Here is an 18,160-nt window from a genome sequence, read left to right as displayed (position 1 = left end):
CATTAAATGTGACGGGAGAAATGAGCAAGCATGCGGAGCAGATTTTGCCGAGGTTTTGGAAGGCAAGCTGGATATGGCCACGTGACCGGCGGGAGCCAAATCTGCATTTGCTGTTCCGCAAGGATTTCGAGCTGGTCGCCGTTCCCGAGGACGCGACCCTGTATATCGCGGTGGAAAGTTCGGCCCGGATTGTTCTGAACGGGCAGGAGATCGGGCGGACATCACCCAATTCCTATCCGCATCAACATTACTACGAATCTTTCGATTGCCGGTCGGCGCTTAAGCCGGGTCTGAATCGTCTGGCGATCGTGGCGCGATATATCGGCATTCCCTCCAGCGCTTCGGTTCCAAAAGATCCGGGATTGCTTGCGGAACTGGTCCTGGATGACGCGACCACCGGTTCCGACGCCAGCTGGCGCTGTCTGGAGCTGAAGGCGTGGGTCGGAAACCAGCGGCGCAGTGAATGGTTGAATCTTGATCAGGTCGAGGTCGTTGACCGGCGTTTGCTGCCGGCGGGCTTCCCGTATCCTGAAGATGAGTCCGGTTTTGTTGCGCCGGAGTCCCTGCCTTGGCCCGGCGTCCGTTTCACCGCCGTCGAGCCGCGGCCTTTCTCCAAGGCCTTGCCTTGCGGGGAAGCCCGCTTGCAGGTAATCCTCGCCGGGACCGTCAGCGACCGCAGCCGGGACAATCCTATTCCCGCTTTGGCGGTCTCGGAAGAGGAAATTATCCCTCAGCCTTTTGCCTGGGATGGCCATTCTCCGTTTGTCGTTCCTGCGCAATCTGCCGGAACCGCGTTTGCCCTCCTGTTTACGTTTGGGGAGTACTTGAACGGCCGGCCGGAAATCGAGCTGGATGGCCCGGCCGGAGCGGTGGTGGATATCGTCTGGGAGGAGCGGCTGATCAACGGGCGTTTCGATGTCCGCAAGACGCGTGTCTATACCGCCGATCGCCACATCCTTGCGGGCGGTTTCAACCGGATCGTTCCCGGGGACTGGCTGGCGGGTCATTTTATGCAGCTGACTTTCCGTAATCTGACTGCGCCGGTAAAGGTGTCCCGTCTGCGGTATAGGCGTGAGGAATATCCGGTGCAGCGGCGGCTGAAGGTCACCTCTTCGAACAAGACGTTGGAGCGCATTGTGGAGATCAGTATGAATGCGGCACACCGCTGTATGCACGACAACATCATGGATTGCCCATGGCGTGAGCGGCGGCAGTGGATCGGTGACGTGCAACGCATTTCGCTGATCAATCACTATGCTTTCGGCGACCGCGATCTGGTGCGCGGTGTCCTCCGCCAGCATATCGGCATGCAGGATCCGACCGGGCGTATGTGGTGCTGTTCCCCGATCTGGGAGGAATATCCCACGCAGTCGATGGAATGGGTGCGCGCCGTTCTGGAATATACGGAGTTCACGGGCGACCGCTCCCTGTTTGAAGAGGTTTCCGGTAATATCGAAATGCTTCACCGCTGGTTCCTGCGTAATCGCGATCCGGACGGGCTGCTGTTTATCAATACGCCGCCGGTCATGAACTGGATGGACAATCCGCTGTGCCACCGGCTCCATTCCTGGCAGTTTAAAGTGCCGTTCGTGGTTCAGAATCTCCGCTATCTTCTGTTCCTGGACGACATGGCCACTTGCTTTGACGCCACCGGTCGTCCGGCTGAGGCCGGACGGGTCCGCGCCGACCGCCGTGCCTTGGAACCGGTCATTCGTGAACAGTTCACCGATGCGGCGACCGGGCTCCTGCGTGATTGTCCCGACCGGGAGGGAGCTCCGCGCACCTTCAGCGTGATGGGGCATGCTCTCGCGGTGTGCGCCGGGCTGCATGATCCCGTCGAAATCGCCAAGCTTTGGGACCGGTTTCAGGCGTTCAGCGTGCAGCACACGGATGATGTGATTCCCGCTTCGCCGTTCGGACAGTTCCACGTTCACCAGGCGCTGGCCCGCCTGGGTCGTCGCGATGCCATCATCGCCGATATTCTTGAAAAATGGGGCCCCATGGTGGAGGCAGGAGCCGACACCACATGGGAAGCGTTCAGTGGCGAAACCAGCCAGTGTCACGGCTGGGCTGGAATACCGGTGATTTCCCTGGCGGGCATGATTCTCGGCATGGATCCGCGCCATTCCAGTAAAGCCCGGTGTGACCACATCGGGGGTGTGGAATGGATTGAAGCGGTCTCCTTATCGTGATAAGTCATCTCGTCGTTGCTGACTGATGGAATTCACGTAAAGTCATGATCATCAAGAGAAGATTCTGGATCTAAGCACTAAAACATCAAGCAGGAGATCGATTGTGAACATCATTCCGTTCCTTCAGGCGTCAGTCGTTCTTGCTGCTACCCTGGTAGCCACTCCCGTGCTTCAGGCGGCGGATGATCTTGTCCCGCGCCGTACCGCCAGCACCCTGGCCGCACCTTTGCTAAGGGCAGCTCCGCAGATTGACGGCGACCTCGGCGATGCCGCCTGGAAACAGGCGCAACCCTTGCGTGACTTTGCCTTTGGCAAAGGGGTGCGTTTCCAGACCGAGGGTTGGGTCGCACGTGATGCGACGAACCTCTACTTCGCCGCGCGCTGCTATGATGACAATCTCAAGGCGCTGGTGACGGCCAACGAAGGAATGGCCCTTTGGAAAAACGATTGCATTGAGCTTTTCATCGTTCCCCGCAAGGAGGAGCTCTTCACCGGGCACTTCGTGGTGAGTTGCGAGGGCAAGATTGCCTTCAAGGCATGGGCCAAGGATGAATGGGGCGAACCGACTGCCGGTCGCAGGCTTCCTATTGCCTGTGTCGCCGGGCGGGAGAAGGATGCCTGGACGGTGGAGGTTGCCATTCCCCTGGCTATTTTCGGTGACGCCCTTGACCTTGGGCGTCCCTGGGCCCTTGGCTTTAACCGTGAGAAACAAAACACGCCGATCGAGGTCAGTTCGTTCCAGGGTTCGTTCAATACCCCGACCGAGTATCCGGATCTGGCCTTTGACGGGCGGAGTGTGCTGGTGGACGGGCTTGGGCTACGCAACATCGGCAACGCCCCGCAACAGGTGCAGGTGACGATCCAGTCCCGGAGCGAAGGCGCGGCTGTGGGCAAGCCCATGGCGCTTACCCTTCCCGCTGGCGAGCGGGTCGCACTCCCATGGCAGGCGCAGACCGCTGGCATGAAGGCCGGCGAGGTCTTCACGGTCCGCACCGTGGAGAGCGGTGGCAGGCTACTGGTCGCCGAGGAATACAAATTGGTCGAGCCGACCTGTCCGCCGCCGGTGATCGACCCCGCCAGTGTTCCGCCGCCCCGTTTCGTCAAGACCGTCCTTGACGATCCTAACTTCTTTCCAATCTCGGTATGGCTGCAACCTGCCGGCGTGGCTACGATGTTCAAGGCCATGGGCGTGAATACCTTTGTCGGTGGGTGCGATTCCTACCCGTCCCCCCGGGGCAAGGATTTCTTCGACCTGCTTCACGCCCAGGGACTGGTTGGTCTGGCTGTCTTTAACGCAGAGAACCTTGCCGCACGGCTACAGGACCATCCGGCTTTCATCGGCTGGATGGAAGGCGATGAGCCGGATCTCTCGAGCCCCGCGACTGGTCAGGTCACTCGCTCCCCTGAGGAGGTTCTGGCGATCTTCAAGGAGGCCCGCACTGTGGATCCGGGCCACCGTTTCTATGTCAACCTCAGTCAGGCCGTGGGCCAGGAAAATTTCGTGGGAAGCGCCGCCACTCCCGAGCAGTTGCCTATCTACGCGAGATACTGCGATATCCTCAGCTTTGATGTCTACCCCTGCAATAGTGTCCAGCCCAACGGTCCCGACCGCATGTACCTGGTCGCCAAGGGGATCGACCGTTCCCGGCGCTGGAGCGCTCCCGGCACCCCGGTGTGGACCTGGATCGAGGTAAACCAGATCCAGGGATTGGGGCGTGCCCCGACACCGGACGAGGTTAAAACCCAAATCTGGATGGCTTTGGTTCACGGTGCTACTGGCTACGGCTTCTTCTGTCACTCCTGGAGCGCGGCGTTCTTCAAGGAGCATATGGGGATCGAGAGCGGTTTCTCACAGACCGCCATCTCTAAACCCATGATCGCGGCCCTTACCACCATCAACGCCGAGGTAAAGGCCTTGGCGGCTGTGCTCAATAGTCCGACCATCGCCGGCGGCACCCAGGTTTCGGTTACCCAGGGGAGCCGGGTGGATGCCATCACCAAGGCCAAGGATGGCTCCATCTATGTTTTTGCAGTGAACATGTACCGTAAGCCGGAGGCGGCGACCCTCACGGTCAAAGGCGCGGCGGACGGCGTGGCGGAAGTTCTCTATGAAAACCGCACCGTGGCGGTCAAGGGCGGCGTGATCGTGGACGCCTTCGCACCCTACGCCGTGCATCGCTACAAACTTACGGCTATGGGCGTGAAATAATTCTATTTGGAAGCTTTACACGTAAAGCAGGAGATTGATTATGAAAAAAACACCATTTCTGCGATGGCACAATGTGATCGCGTTGGCCATGGTGGCCCTGGCAGTGGGCGGGACGTGGCTCCGCGCGGAGTCGCCACCGGAAAAGCCCCGGACTTTTGCCTTTTACGATCCGGCCATCATGATGGAAATGAGGATTACCGGGGAGGTCACCATCGACCAATCCATGAAGCGGACCGAAAGTTCATCCGGTGCGTTGAAACTGGCGCCCGGGGCAATCGTGGTGTGGCCTTTCCGTGATCAGGTGGGAGTGGGGACGATTGAAATGTGGGTGTATGATGATGGCACGGTTCCGGCCAATCCCAAGGGCTACGGTGCGGGGGCCATGTGGGGCGTCTCCCAGGGCGGAGCACCCGCCTTGTTAGTGGGGCATATTTATGCACCCTATCTCAACGGGGTCGAGTATTATGCCGCATCGGATCTGGACCTTGCTGTGAACCGGGCAACCGATAAGGTCCAATTCATCGGCCTTCCCCGCAAGAAGGGATGGCATCAATGGACGTTTGATTTTTCGGAAAAAGATGGCCTGAAAATCCTTTGTGATGGCCAGAGTGCCAATGAACGTGGATTCAACTGGAAAGCAACCCGGCTGGCTGGGTTCAATGGCGTGCGTCTCATGGCGGGCGCCGGGGATGCCGCCCAATCCCTCTGGGTGTCCGAAGTCACCGTTACGATGGGCAGTGTCGGGGCGGTCGACCGCCTTTGGCCGGCGCCACCACCGGCCGAGCTGACCATGAAGCCGGTCCCGCAAAAGCAGTCGGGATCGCCCTATGCGAAATGGGAGCGTGGCCTGAATAAGGATCCCAGCTATTTCCCGATTGCCGTGTGGTGCCAGGGTGCGCATAACGCCAAGCGCTATCAGGAAATTGGCGTCAATCTCTATGTTGGCCAATACGGCGGGCTCACCGAAGCGGGCTATGCTGCGCTCAAGGGGGCGGGCATGCAGGTGATCTGCGACCAGAACGAGGTCGGGCTCAAGCATCTCAAGGAATCCACCATTGTCGGCTGGATGTTTGGCGATGAGCCGGATAACGCCCAGGGGTTCAAGGCCTATTGGAACAATGATGTGGAAAAGATCAAGGATGCCTGGCCGGAAGTGGCCGCCTTCAAGGATTTAGGGCCGGCTAAACCCTATGCCGGGTATGGGCCGCCCATCCCGCCGAAATGGGTCATCCGTGAGTATGAGGCGGTGAAGAAAAAAGATCCCAGCCGTCCGTTTTTCCTCAATCTTGGGTGTGGTGTGGCCTTTGACATGTTTGAAGGGCGCGGCGAAATGTGCGGCCGGTTGGATTTGTATCCCGAATACCTCAAGGGATGTGATATTGGTTGCTTTGACATCTATCCGGTCACTACCCAGTTTGATTTGATGGGGAACCTCTGGACCGTTCCCAATGGGGTGCTCCGGTTGCGGAACTGGTCGGCGGATGAAAAACCGATCTGGGCCTGCATCGAATGCACGCATGTGGCGAACCCGTCCGTAAAGCCCACCCCAAGCCAGGTCCGGTCGATCGTCTGGCTCTCTCTTATCCATGGGGCCCGTGGTCTGGTCTATTTTGCCCACCAGTTCGCGCCGAGCTTTATCGAACCGGGCTTGCTGGAGGATAAGGAGATGGCGGCCGCGGTGGCCGTGATCAACAAGCAAATTACGGAGCTGGCAGCGGTTTTGAACAGTCCCACACTTGCCGATGCGGTGACCGTAACCTCCTCGGAGAAGCATACGCCGGTGCATGTGATGGTGAAAAAGCATGCCGGGACAACCTATGCCTTTGCGGGCGCCCTCTATCATCGTGACACCAAGGCTTCGATCCAGCTCAAGGGGATGACAGGCAAGGCCACGGCGGAAGTCTTGGGCGAGTCACGTACGGTCCCTGTGGAGAACGGCCTGATCCAGGATGACTTCAAGGGCGGGTACGCGATCCACTTGTACCGGATCAGTCATCTGAGACGAAGTAATTAGCAAGCGTTCGCGATAAGATGGGCTATCAGTAAAATCACCTTTAGGAGCCTCGGGGTTATGAACAATTTCAGTTATTACAATCCTGTGAAGATCGTATTTGGCAGCGGGTCTATTGCTGGATTAGCGGAATTATTGCCTGACGATACCAGGATAATGTTGTTGTATGGCGGGGGCTCCATCAAGACCAATGGAGTTTACGACAAGGTGAAAAGTGCCCTGTGTGGAAAAAACTGGTGCGAATTTAGTGGTATTGAGCCCAATCCGTTACATGAGACCTGTATGCGGGCCATCGACATGGCCCGTAATGCAAAAATTGGATTTTTGCTGGCAGTCGGTGGCGGCTCCGTGTTGGATGCGTCAAAATACATTGCGGCTGGTTGTGAATATCGTGGTGATCCCTGGGATATATTGGCCAAGGGGGGTGAGGTGAAATCGGCTTTACCGATCGGCTGTGTGCTCACCTTGCCGGCGACCGGTTCGGAAGTGAATGAGGCATCGGTGATTTCGAGGGCCTCCTCCCGTCAAAAACTCTTTTTTTCTTCCCCAATGGTTTTTCCCCGGTTTTCCATTCTGGATCCGGAGACGACCTATTCGCTCCCTCTGAGGCAGACCGTCAATGGGATTGTGGACGCCTTCATCCATGTCACGGAGCAGTATGTGGCGCCCCCGTGCAATGCCCCGCTTCAGGCGCGCCAAGCGGAAGCGGTATTGTTGACTCTTCTGGAGGAGGCCCCCAAGGTTCTCGTCAACCCTTCCAGCTATGATGGTCGGGCGAATATCATGTGGGCGGCCTCCCATGCGTTGAACAGGGTGATCGGATGCGGGGTACCCCAGGACTGGATGTCACACCTCATCGGTCATGAATTAACGGCCTTCTACGGGATCGATCATGCCCAGTCACTGGCCATCGTGTTGCCGTCCCTCTGGCGACAGACAAAATCCGAAAAGCAGGTGAAACTGGCACAGTTGGCGCGCCGGGTTTATGGAGTGGGTGATGTGGCGACTGATATGGCGGCCGCGGATCTTGCTATCATTAAAACAGAACGATTCTTCCATTCCCTGGGAATGAAAACTCGGCTTTCTGACTACGGGATTGATGCCGATGATGCCGCGCAACGTGTGTCTGAACGGATGAAGACGCGTGACATTCTCCTTGGGGATGCCCCGCTGGCATCCGTGGTAATTGCTGAAATCCTGCGCCAGGCAAAATAAAAAAAATTGTGGGGAATATATCTGGAGTGATCCTGGCGATGGAAGTGTGTGGTTCTTTATGGGCTGGTGGCGTTGATGGAAGTGATGCAACAGGAGGGGGTGCGGTGAATACAAAACCCAGGGTGCCGGTGTGGACAACTACGAGCCGCCTGGTCAAAACAGGGGAGTCGCTTGAATTCAAGTTCTGGCTACCGCCGGGAATCGAGAGTGGCGGCCTTAGGATCTACCCGCAGTACCTTGAACAGGGTGAGCCTGGTTTGGCGTTCAAGCCGGGCGGTGATCTTAAATGGCTGGAATGTCTGCCCTTCCAGAAGCCCTCGCTTGTGTTTGCCGGCGGCCAGGCAGGCATTACATATACCCCAGAAAAAGCGGGAAATTATATCGCTGCATGGAAAGCGGGTGGAGAGACCTACTACCGCTATTTTGCCGTGATTGATGACACCTATACGGTGCTCTCTTTTGCCACGTTTTTTGATCTGGATCCGGCACCGACGTTCAATGGCATGGGGATTCCGTTGGATTACCGGTGTCCGATCGATAAATTCTCCAAGGATGATGAAGTAGGACGGAAATTACTGGAGAAAAACCGGCTGTTTGGAGAGCTGGTGGTGCCGGCGTTCCCGGATATGCCTTCTGCCACCCACGAGGAGCGGGTTCGGGTGTATGGAGCGGGGATGGCGAAAGTCCGGGCGCTTCTGCCTGATTCACTCGATCACCGCTCCATCCGCGTGGATGTGAATCATAAAGAGGATCCCGGTTATCCCCGGGCATTGGCCGAAATAGGGATCAATGACCACTGCGGGCTTTGGGAGGCGAATTGTGCACCCTGGATTGGCATGCCGGAATTTCTTTATTATGCGTCACCGGATGATTCCCGGAGGGTAAACCAGGCGGCTGGTGGCGAGGTGGTCTCCCATCAATGGGACTTCTGTGGCTCCTTTCATTTTCTTGGGCCGGTGGACTGGCATTACAGCGCTGGGGAGGGGCGTTTTAGCCGGACTGAACAGTGTATGATGGCCGGAATGGATGAGTTTCGAAACTTGGCCGAAATGAATGGGCATCCAGTTTTTGTCACCCCACTATATAGTGGCCCCGAAAAATCGGTAGGGGACTGGATCCAGCCCGGCTTCCATGCGGTTGATGACGGCCAGGAGCGGGCGGCATTTTGCGAACAGTATCAACGCCTGCTGGCATTCGGACTGACGAAGAAGTACAAGCTGGCGTTCACCCGCTCCATTGATATGGTGGATTATTTCCGGCGTCATTTCAAGGTGACGCCACGAACGGTGTTCTCCTCCAGGACCAAGCATTTGCACTACGATGCCGTATGGACACAGGGGGCATGGAATAATTATGGCGTACTCTATACCCCGGACCAGATTCCGTGGGGAACGAGGATTTCGACAGTCCACAAGATGCGGACCACACCCGTGCTTCCCGACAAGGTCGCCTTCCTTCCATTGAAGGATGCGCTGTCCTGTGAATATATTCTCATAGAGGATCAGGATAAACAAATCCGCTTCGAACGGGAATGTCCCAATCCGATTTGGTGGTTCGATTACACGCGGAAGCAGACTAACGAGAAGGGGAGCTTCATGACGGCGGTCGAAACCCCGGACGTCATGCTCGTTCGGTCACAGAAGTTCACCAAGGACACAGGATTGTCGATCAAGTTGATCATGAAGACGCAGGCCAGTTTCCCAGGGTATGCGGTTGCGTTATGGGGTTTGCCCCTCGACTACAAGACTCCTCACGGAGAGATCAGCACAACCGCCCGGTCCTATACCCTGGCGAAGAATGTGGACGGGGAAACCCACATGGTGCTGTATTTCGATTTAAAACCTGATGCCGAGGTGCAGGTGGTGTTGCGCAGTCCGAAGGCGAACCACTGGCGATGGGAGTAGCCGGGGAAGTTAGCGGGGGTTAAGCGTATTCTTTCCAGCGGTTAGATTGGGCCCCACGCATTATTGCTGGAGTCGATTCTCTGTCAGGCTGTCTCCTGGATTTCCTGAGCCAACGCTTATCGTGATAAGCTTCCGTGCTGTTGCTGCGTATCAGCATTTTCATACACTGCTAGAAAACAGGACGAAAACATGAAGATGAAATGGCTGAATTTCCTCAACTTTATCCGTTACGATGATTTCAGGACCCCGGATCTGGATCTCTTTGAGCCGGTCCGGGAGCAGATGGCCCTGCATCGGAAATTGGCCATGCCGGCGACCTGGCTGATGCAGGTGGATGCCATGTTGCTGGGCCCCTATGTGGAGTATTTCAAAAAGAACAAACCCGCTGATCATGAGTTGGGGGTTTGGTTCGAGATCAACCGGGCCCACTGTGAGAAGGCTGGAGTAAAGTACAATGGACGGCCCGGGGCGAACTGGGACTCTCATTCCAATGCCTCCCTCTCCGTTGGCTATGCCCCAGAAGACCGGTTGAAATTGGCGGATGCGGCCATGGACGTCTTCCATCAGGCCTTCGGGTATTACCCCGCCACCGTGGCGGCGTGGTACATTGATGCCGTGACGCTGGATTACCTGAATCGGAAATACGGGGTTACCGGGAGTGCGAATTGCCGGGATCAATGGGGGACGGATGGGTATTCCCTGTGGGGCGGCTTCTGGCATGGGGCCTATTATCCTTCCAAGGTTAATGCCTATATTCCCGCGACCTCGGAGGCAACCCAGATCCCGGTCCCCATCTTCAGGTTGTTGGGAAGCTGTCCCATCGATCAATATGCCAGCAAGATTGGTGGCAACGGGCAGGAGGTTTGCACGCTGGAACCGGTCTGGAAAGATGGCTGTCAGAGGGATTGGCTGGAGTCGTTTGTCGGGAACATGTATGGCGATGTTCCCTTTGAGTATTCATTTGCCCAGACAGGACAGGAAAATAGTTTCGGCTGGGCCTGGATGAAAAAGGGGTTTGAACTCCAGATTGAGTACTTCAGTCAACTGAGAGCCCGGGGCGAAATCATCTGTGGCACTATGAAAGAGGCTGCAGATTGGTATAGGAAGTCATTCCACCAGACTGTTCCTTGTGCCGTCTTTGCGAAGAACGATGTCCAGGGTAAAGCGCGTAAGTCGCTTTGGTACAGTAGCCGGTATTACCGGGCCGGAGTGCTCATTGAAGGGGACCAGTTGAAAATCCGCGACTTACATCTTTTCCGGGCGGATTATGTCGATCGATATCAGGAAAAGACCTGTGACGACAAGGCGATGACGGTTGACAGCCTGCCGCTGGTGGAGGGCTTTCTCTGGAGAAAAGATCAGGAGGATGCGTCAGCTTATCTTGAAGTGAACCGTAATGGTCATTGGGAAAAGCTCGACTGGAGCGGGCTGGCGGTCAGCGCGGATGAGTCCCAACATATTTTGACTTTGGATTCAGGGACAGGCGTGAGCCTTGTTTTTACTGGGAAAAGTCTGGTTGTTAACGCTTCGACAACGCTTTGTCGATTGGTCCTGCCGAAAGAACATGTTGACAATCCAATGATCCAGGCGGGTGGGATAGCCTATATTCATCGAGGATTCTATTATGGAATCACTGCCGCAGGAATCCTCAAATCACAAGATGATGGGGCTACAATATTCCTGGAATCTTCAGGCGGGATTCTCGAACTCGGAATGGAATGATTTAAATGAGCTTATCGTGATAAGTAGATTTCGGATATGCGAGTTGTGAGGGGCGTGTTAATATTGAGACATAAAGTTAATATTGGAATAGGGGATAACCATGAAAACAAACCAGATCAACACTGTTCTTGCGAAACTGTTCACCTTGATTGCGGGGGGTATGATGCTTCCGCTGTTGGCGCTCGCCGATAATCCCGTTTGGAACAATTCCAGTGATGGGAATTGGGGGGATGGTGCCAATTGGGCGCCTGCGATTGCACCGTCTGTTGATAGCGTTGTGACGATCAATAATGCATCGAGCAAGACGGTGACGATTAGTGACGCTACGCCAGTGGGGAATTTGGAAGCGTATACTCTGGCCCTGTCCGGGGTAGGTGGTGCTACCAACACCTTGCGCATTATCAATAATGCGACGTTGAGTTTGCATAAGCCATACCCTTGGGGCCAATTGTACGTGGGAACTGGGGGCCACCTTGTACTTGATGGCGGTTATCTTGGTAGTGCCACGAACAAAAGCGAAGCCGATCTGGAGTTAGGCGGCGAAATCACTGTTATAAGCGGGGGGTGGCAGTGCGGGAATGTTTTTCTGAATAACGGGAAAATTAACCTGTTCGGAGGGACAAACTCGTTTCAAGCGTCGGCTATTCCAAGCGAAGGTTTCTATGGCCAGATCAGTTTTGGTCATAGTGCGGGTTACACGGGAACTGTCGTAATGACTGGTGGATTGCTCGTGACTACAGGCTCTGTTGTACAGGTTGGTAATTTGGGCCGGGGCTTTATGACCGTTTCAGGCGGGGAGTGGAGGGGAAGTGCCTTTACTGTGAGCGGAGAAGGATCGGGTTCATTACTGACGTTGAGCGGCGGCACGAACACTTTTGATAGCACGAGTGAGTACGGTGTTGTGCATTCCCTTTTGATGACGGGCGGTCTACTGGTGACGAGTAATGCGTCACGTTTTGAGATATATGGGTCAACGCCAGGTGTGGTGGTGTCAAATGGATCCTGGCTCGCCAGCGAGATCTGGTTGCGCGGAACTGGCAAGCTGACGATGGCGGGCGGACAGATCAGTGCGTCCAAGGTGGGGACTTTCTATAGCACTGGCGGCGCTGTTACCTTTTTGGTTACGGGCGGGATCCTGGATGTCAACACCTTGGTGCTCGACTCCGCCAGCCAAGTCATCAGCAATTCAGGCGGGGTTTTCCAGTTCAGTACGGCTACCCCTTCAATTTCGCCGGGGCCAAGCGTGATTACCCTCAATGGCGGTGCCATTGCCTTTCGGGATGTGCCGGATGTGGATGTTAAGGGCAACTGGAGTGGAACGTCGTTAGCCAATATGACCTTCACTCCCGGTGGACTGAATACCTTCCGGCTAAATAATGCGACGAATGCGTCCTCCGGCCAGGCCTATACCTTTGATTCAGAGATGGGTGCCACCAACTATTATCGCCTGGAAATGATCAATGGCAAGACCTGTTACCGTGGAGGTGATGTGACCGTGGGTGCCGGGGGCGCGATTCTTTTTTCGAATACGGCGGCACGGATCGAGGGGGCCTTGACCCAGGCGGGATCTATGACGGTGGCGGATAGTGCCGTTACCATAACGGGTGCGCTTTCCCTATCCGAAGGGGCAGTGCTCACCTGGACCTCGAATACGGTCGGCAATGCTGTGACCGTTGGCGGGAGTGTGTCTTTACCGGCCAATGCTGCCTTTACACTGAGCAGTCCCCTCGGGCGTGATGAGGTAGTGACGTTGATTACGGCCACGGGCGGTATTGTCGGCTCACCCGCCAATTGGGCGTTGAGTCCATTGTCACATCGGTTGCTGGTTGAGGGCGGGAATACCCTCGTCCTCCGACCCCGGGTTATGGGATTTATACTTGAAATCCAATGATCTGAGATCATTTAAGTTGTCACCAAGGCGGGGGTTGGCATGAAAAATATATCACAGAGTTGGGCGGGCGTGTTCTGGTTGTTGTGTGTCGGACTGGCGGTCGAGGGGGCTTCAGCGGCCCATACCAATTCTGTCCCTTGGACAGAGTCATTTGAATCCTATTCCAGCGGCTATTTCCTGCAGGACACCAATGGGTGGTCTTCGAGCCGATGGGGTGCCGGACTTATTACCAATTCCGGGGCCGTTCTGTTCGCGCTGACCAATACCTATGCGGGCATCGGATCGTATCCGTTGCCCAATGCCTCCCACACGAATGTACTGCGAATCACGGATCTCGTGGATAATGATATCCGGCATACCGCAGGGGATACGGTGGCGTTGGATTTCATGGTGATGCCTACATGGAGTGAAATCAACCCGTTGTCCAAAACCAATCTTCACTGCGCCCTGTACATTAACACCAATCAGCATGTGGTGATCTGGCATCAGCGTCTCACTCCCGCCACGAACGAATGGCTGGACCTGGTGGCAAGTCCTTTGATTAACACCGGCGTCTGGGCCCGTATTGGCGTGATTCAGGACTATTCCAATCAGATGTTCCAGATCAAAGTTAATGGGAGCCCGATTGAGGATGCCGCCGGTTATGTGGCAGGAGGCGGGAGCCAGCCGGGCTCTTGGTTCCATATGGTTCAGACGAATGGGATCTTGTCGCAAATCACATTCGGCGATGGAGGGACGAACTATCTGGATGACATTACGCTGTCTGCTGGCATCAGTTTCGAAGGGGTTACAGCCTTATCCTGCTCGGGAACCAATTTTGCTGAGGCTGCGGCCAACAATGGAACCATTGGTAACACGAATGTCATTAGTCTGACGGGTGATGCCTTTACGGCAGGTCCCTATGTGCTCAACACGCACTATGCCGTGGCGAATGTCCCTGCCGGGCTGACGGCCCAACTCACTCGAAATAATAATACCCAGGTCACCTTTGCCTTGACAGGACACGCGTCGCCCCATACCAGCAGTCAATCGACGGGTGCCCTTGAATTATCCTTCTTGAATCCGGCCTTTGCCAGTGTGGCGGCGGCGAGTATTACGGGTGCCACCACCAACTTTTCGGTCACCTTTAATAATGCTCCCAGCCTGGCTTACAACCGTTCGGCCTTCAATGAACTTTCGTTTGGCACGATTAACAACCAGAGCCCGCTGCTGATTACGCTGACCGGTGATGCGTTTGTCTCCAATCTGACCGGGCTCTATTCGGTCTCTAATCTTCCTTTGGGACTTACCCTGGAGCTGACACGAATCAGCGCCACCCAGGTGAGTGTCAGGCTGACCGGGATTGCCAGTGCGCATGCCTCAGGGAACACCATTCATGATCTGACGCTGGATTTCCTGCAGGGGGCGTTTGTTAGCGCGAATGCAGACCAGGTGGCGAGTAATCCCAAAACGGATTTAAGCGTGGTATTTGTCGATGATCTTTCGTTTGTCAACACGGTCCCCTATGAGGAACCGTTTGAGTCCTATGCAGATGGGTTCCTGCTCGCGGGGACGAATGCCTGGACGGCCGACTATTATGCTAATGCCGGGGTGGTGACTAACGATGCCGTTGTCAATGCCAAGCTGGCAACTTACATGGCGCATACGACGCCTCCGATTCTGACCAATCATAACAAGACCCTGCTCGTGCAGGATAGCATTCAGTCAGAGATCCATAGCGAAACGGGCGTGGGTGTCTATGTGGATCTCCTGATGATGCCGGTGCCGCTAGCGGAACCGGCGGGGATCCGGACGAATGCCCAGTTCTCGATGTATATCGACCCCAACATGCAGGTGGTGATCTGGCACCGGAATATGACGGGAATACCCGCAACGAATGAATGGCTGACGCTGGCCAATGCCCCGCTGATTGATACCTCCTGTTGGACCCGGATTACGGTGGCGCAGGATTATACCAATCACATGTTCCAACTTCGAATCAATGAAGGGGCGGCTATCGAGGATCCTGTCGGATGGACCCAAGGAGGGATAACGCAGACGGGATCCTGGTTCCATATGGTTCAGACGAACGATTTCATGAGTCGACTGCTTCTTTTCGGGCGGGGCGCCGCTTATCTCGATGATGTCACGGTTCGAACCCAGTTAGGGGCCTGGTTTGCCCGCGGCGCAGGGAGCGTTTACGTCATTCGATAGGTATATATTGCCTTCCTTCCTGATATGAGTAAAAGATATGGGGGAATTGATTAAGCGATCTGTTATTCATGTCAAATCAACGAAAAATTGCGAAACTGATGGGGGTTACTCAAGCCACTGTTTCATTGGCGCTGAGGGATAGTCGTGAAGTGTCGGCGGAATTGCGCACGAAAATTAAGCAAAAAGCCAGCCAGCTCGGCTACCGTCAGAACGACTACATGAACAACCTGATGAAGCGGGTACGTTCGGGCCGTAAATTGACCAGTATCGGGACGATCGCCCTGTTGGTGGATTGGCCGTCTGAAATGGACTGGTACCGGACCAGTGAGTGTTTCCGGCTCTATCATCCGGCGGTGAAACAGAGGGCGCTTGAATTGGGTTTCAAGGTTGAAACATTCTATCTGAAGGCGCCGGGAATGGATTCTGCGAAAATCGATCGCATCCTTTATTCGCGCGGCATCCAGGGCATCCTGTTGGTGATGCAATATGGCGAAGAGGGGGCTGCCAAGCTTGATATGAAGTGGGATCGCTATGTTTGCCTGATAACCGGGATGGGGTTTTTGAAGCAGGATTTCGACCGGGTTTGTGCAGATCATGTCCAGAATATGATCTATGCGGTTGAGGCATTGAAGGCGCGTGGGTATGAACGGATCGGTTTGATCATGGAGCCGGGGTTTGCCGTGGAAAGATCACGGGGGGCCAAGTATGGCATTGGGTATGTGGGGTACCAGATGAGTTTGCCGGCATCCGCACGTATTCCCATATATGACGAAAGACTCGGCGATAGGTCCCCAATATTGTTTCTCAAATGGTATCGGCGCTGGCAGCCTGAGGTGATCCTCACCATGGCGATCCATGATGACGAGAAATGGTTGCGTGAAGTCGGACTCAGGGTCCCCGAAGATGTTGCCCTGGCTTGCGTAGATCGACCGTCCGGATCCCATTTTGCCGGGATCGAGGAGTTGCATTCAGAAATGGGTAAAATTTCGGTGGAGCAGTTGATTGCCAAGATTGGCCGGAGTGAATTCGGCGAACCTGCCCATCCCATCCAAATATTGACCGATGGCCACTGGGTAGACGGGGAGACGGTTCCGAACCTGGTGAAGCCGTGAGGGAGTCTTCCGGGAGCCCGGGGTATCGCGTGTGGCACGTAACCGGGATTTGTGAAGGATAAAATGCCGCCTGGCAGCCCTCATCAGTCTGGATTGATGATTGCCTTCGCATGAATTTCCACGGAGCGGTAAAATACTCCTGTTTCTGTCCTCAGCGGCTCCTTCATCCTGGATCTCAAAGCACTCATGGAGCCTTATCGTGATAAGCCGATTTCGAATATGAGAATTGTGAGAGGGGTGTTAGTTTTCTGGAAATAATTATCGTCGGGGTGGAGGTTTATGCGGGACTACATCAGGAAGGCCAATGGCTCATGAACAATAATACTATCAGGTTAAATATTGACACTGAGAAGACCGGAGAGCACCTCGATCTAAGGAGATATTCGTTGAGTCATGGCGGGATCAGTCCGCATCCAGAATTTAGTGAGCATGTGGCGCATCTTCAACAACTCAAGCCGAACGTAATACGTTTTTTCCTCATGGACTATTACGGTACGTTTCCGGCTAAAGGGCAGTATGATTGGGCGAAAGTGGATAACGTGTTCGAGGCAATTATTGCCACGGGTGCACACCCATTTCCCTGCATCTGTTATAAGCCAAAATCGCTTTTCCCGGTGCTCGATGAAAAAGTTGTTCACCCCGTCAGTTACCCGGAATGGGAGGAATTGATCGGTGAATTAGTTAAGCACTGTAAGGAAAAAGAATTTGGGGTCGAATACTGGGAAATCGGGAATGAAGGCGATTTCGGCGAGCAGGGCGGGTGTCCCTATCTCTTTACGCCAGAAAATTACCCCATTTATTACACCCACACGGTTCAGGCCATATTGAGGGCTGATCCTGCGGCTAAGGTCGGAGGCCCAGCCCTGGCTGATTACAGGGGTCCCATGGCCGACTCACTCATTGAGCATTGCGGCAAAGGTGGGGCGCCGCTTGATTTCTTTACCTGGCACATGTATTCCGACAGTGCGGAATCGTTCAGGGAAAGTATCCGGGTGATCAAATCCAAGTTGCGCCAATACCCGGCCCTGAAGGCAACTCAAACCATGATCACGGAGTGGAATATGGACTTTCTCCGCCCCAACATGAATCCTTGGTTCCCGCCCTGTCATCTGTTGGAAACCACAAAGGCGTTTGTAGACGAAGGACTCGACCTGAGTGCCTACTACCAGATTCGTGATTCCTATTACGAGCCCGGGGACTTTGCGGGTATTACTTCGACCAAGTGGAATGGCGCCATCGACGGGTACTTCAATACGATGTCCTATCTTGGTTTGTATGATAATCAAGGCCGCGTGAGGCCCTCCTATTTCGTGTTCAAAGGGATGAGCCGCCTGGTGGGGGACCGGCTTTGTGTCGAAGGGGTGACTGCCGATGTGAAGTCGCTGGCGGTGAAAGACACGAGTGGGGTCAAGGCGCTGTTTTGGAATTTTCCTGCAAAGGGATCTGGCACCACCTATGACTGCAGTCTGGACATTTCCTCCATCAAGGAGGGATTGTTCAGGTTCATGCGGATCAATGCCGAGGCCCCTCTTAATAATATTGAATATGTACGCTCCGGTTCGATCGAGGACCTGAAGCGTAACCCTTTGAGTTTTACCCTTTCGCCTTATGAAATCAAGTGGCTAGAGATTGTTGTCATGGAAACTGCGGTGAATCCCAATTTCGGGGCGCCCGAAGTGAGTGCCCCCTCTGCGCCTCACTGACATTCATA

10 protein-coding genes are annotated in these 18,160 nt (G+C 55.0%); all 10 read left to right on the top strand.

Annotated elements, in window-relative coordinates:
• Nucleotides 1–20 precede the first annotated feature (20 nt).
• Nucleotides 21–2,192 (top strand): hypothetical protein, encoded by a 2,172-nt coding sequence (locus WCS52_13595; protein MEI6168214.1) that lies wholly within the window; start codon nucleotides 21–23, stop codon nucleotides 2,190–2,192.
• A gap of 103 nt (nucleotides 2,193–2,295) precedes the next feature.
• Nucleotides 2,296–4,401 (top strand): carbohydrate-binding family 9-like protein, encoded by a 2,106-nt coding sequence (locus WCS52_13590; GenBank protein MEI6168213.1) that lies wholly within the window; start codon nucleotides 2,296–2,298, stop codon nucleotides 4,399–4,401.
• Between the two features lie 40 nt (nucleotides 4,402–4,441).
• Nucleotides 4,442–6,415 carry a hypothetical protein gene (locus WCS52_13585; GenBank protein ID MEI6168212.1) on the top strand — a complete coding sequence of 658 codons (1,974 nt, stop codon included), beginning with the start codon at nucleotides 4,442–4,444 and terminating at the stop codon, nucleotides 6,413–6,415.
• A gap of 57 nt (nucleotides 6,416–6,472) precedes the next feature.
• Nucleotides 6,473–7,627, top strand: coding sequence for an iron-containing alcohol dehydrogenase (locus tag WCS52_13580; GenBank protein ID MEI6168211.1), 1,155 nt, complete (start codon nucleotides 6,473–6,475; stop codon nucleotides 7,625–7,627).
• A gap of 104 nt (nucleotides 7,628–7,731) precedes the next feature.
• Complete coding sequence (locus tag WCS52_13575) at nucleotides 7,732–9,531, top strand: hypothetical protein (protein ID MEI6168210.1); 1,800 nt, start codon at nucleotides 7,732–7,734, stop codon at nucleotides 9,529–9,531.
• Between the two features lie 189 nt (nucleotides 9,532–9,720).
• The gene (locus WCS52_13570; protein MEI6168209.1) at nucleotides 9,721–11,253 is read left to right on the top strand and encodes a hypothetical protein; all 1,533 of its coding nucleotides are present in this window, start codon (nucleotides 9,721–9,723) and stop codon (nucleotides 11,251–11,253) included.
• A gap of 100 nt (nucleotides 11,254–11,353) precedes the next feature.
• Entirely contained in the window at nucleotides 11,354–13,144 is a 1,791-nt protein-coding gene (locus tag WCS52_13565; GenBank protein MEI6168208.1) for a hypothetical protein, read from the top strand.
• A 39-nt stretch (nucleotides 13,145–13,183) separates the two neighbouring features.
• Nucleotides 13,184–15,337: a hypothetical protein gene (locus tag WCS52_13560; GenBank protein ID MEI6168207.1), complete on the top strand. Its 2,154-nt coding sequence runs from the start codon at nucleotides 13,184–13,186 to the stop codon at nucleotides 15,335–15,337.
• 68 nt (nucleotides 15,338–15,405) lie between these two features.
• On the top strand, nucleotides 15,406–16,449 hold the full coding sequence (locus WCS52_13555; protein MEI6168206.1) for a LacI family DNA-binding transcriptional regulator: 1,044 nt from the start codon (nucleotides 15,406–15,408) through the stop codon (nucleotides 16,447–16,449).
• Nucleotides 16,450–16,760: 311 nt separating this feature from the next.
• On the top strand, nucleotides 16,761–18,152 hold the full coding sequence (locus tag WCS52_13550) for a hypothetical protein (protein ID MEI6168205.1): 1,392 nt from the start codon (nucleotides 16,761–16,763) through the stop codon (nucleotides 18,150–18,152).
• Nucleotides 18,153–18,160: the final 8 nt, after the last annotated feature.

Source organism: bacterium (genome assembly GCA_037128595.1).
Lineage (GTDB): Bacteria > Verrucomicrobiota > Kiritimatiellia > CAIKKV01 > CAITUY01 > JAABPW01.
The sequence above is the reverse complement of the archived record's forward strand: the minus strand, read 5'-3'. Positions and strand labels throughout refer to the sequence as shown.

Excerpts from the sequence above, each read along its gene's own strand:
- WCS52_13595 (MEI6168214.1), top strand. The coding sequence starts at position 21 with ATGAGCAAGCATGCGGAGCAGATTTTGCCGAGGTTTTGGAAGGCAAGC.
- WCS52_13585 (MEI6168212.1), top strand. The coding sequence starts at position 4,442 with ATGAAAAAAACACCATTTCTGCGATGGCACAATGTGATCGCGTTGGCC.
- WCS52_13580 (MEI6168211.1), top strand. The coding sequence starts at position 6,473 with ATGAACAATTTCAGTTATTACAATCCTGTGAAGATCGTATTTGGCAGC.
- WCS52_13570 (MEI6168209.1), top strand. The coding sequence starts at position 9,721 with ATGAAGATGAAATGGCTGAATTTCCTCAACTTTATCCGTTACGATGAT.
- WCS52_13565 (MEI6168208.1), top strand. The coding sequence starts at position 11,354 with ATGAAAACAAACCAGATCAACACTGTTCTTGCGAAACTGTTCACCTTG.
- WCS52_13560 (MEI6168207.1), top strand. The coding sequence starts at position 13,184 with ATGAAAAATATATCACAGAGTTGGGCGGGCGTGTTCTGGTTGTTGTGT.
- WCS52_13555 (MEI6168206.1), top strand. The coding sequence starts at position 15,406 with ATGTCAAATCAACGAAAAATTGCGAAACTGATGGGGGTTACTCAAGCC.
- WCS52_13550 (MEI6168205.1), top strand. The coding sequence starts at position 16,761 with ATGAACAATAATACTATCAGGTTAAATATTGACACTGAGAAGACCGGA.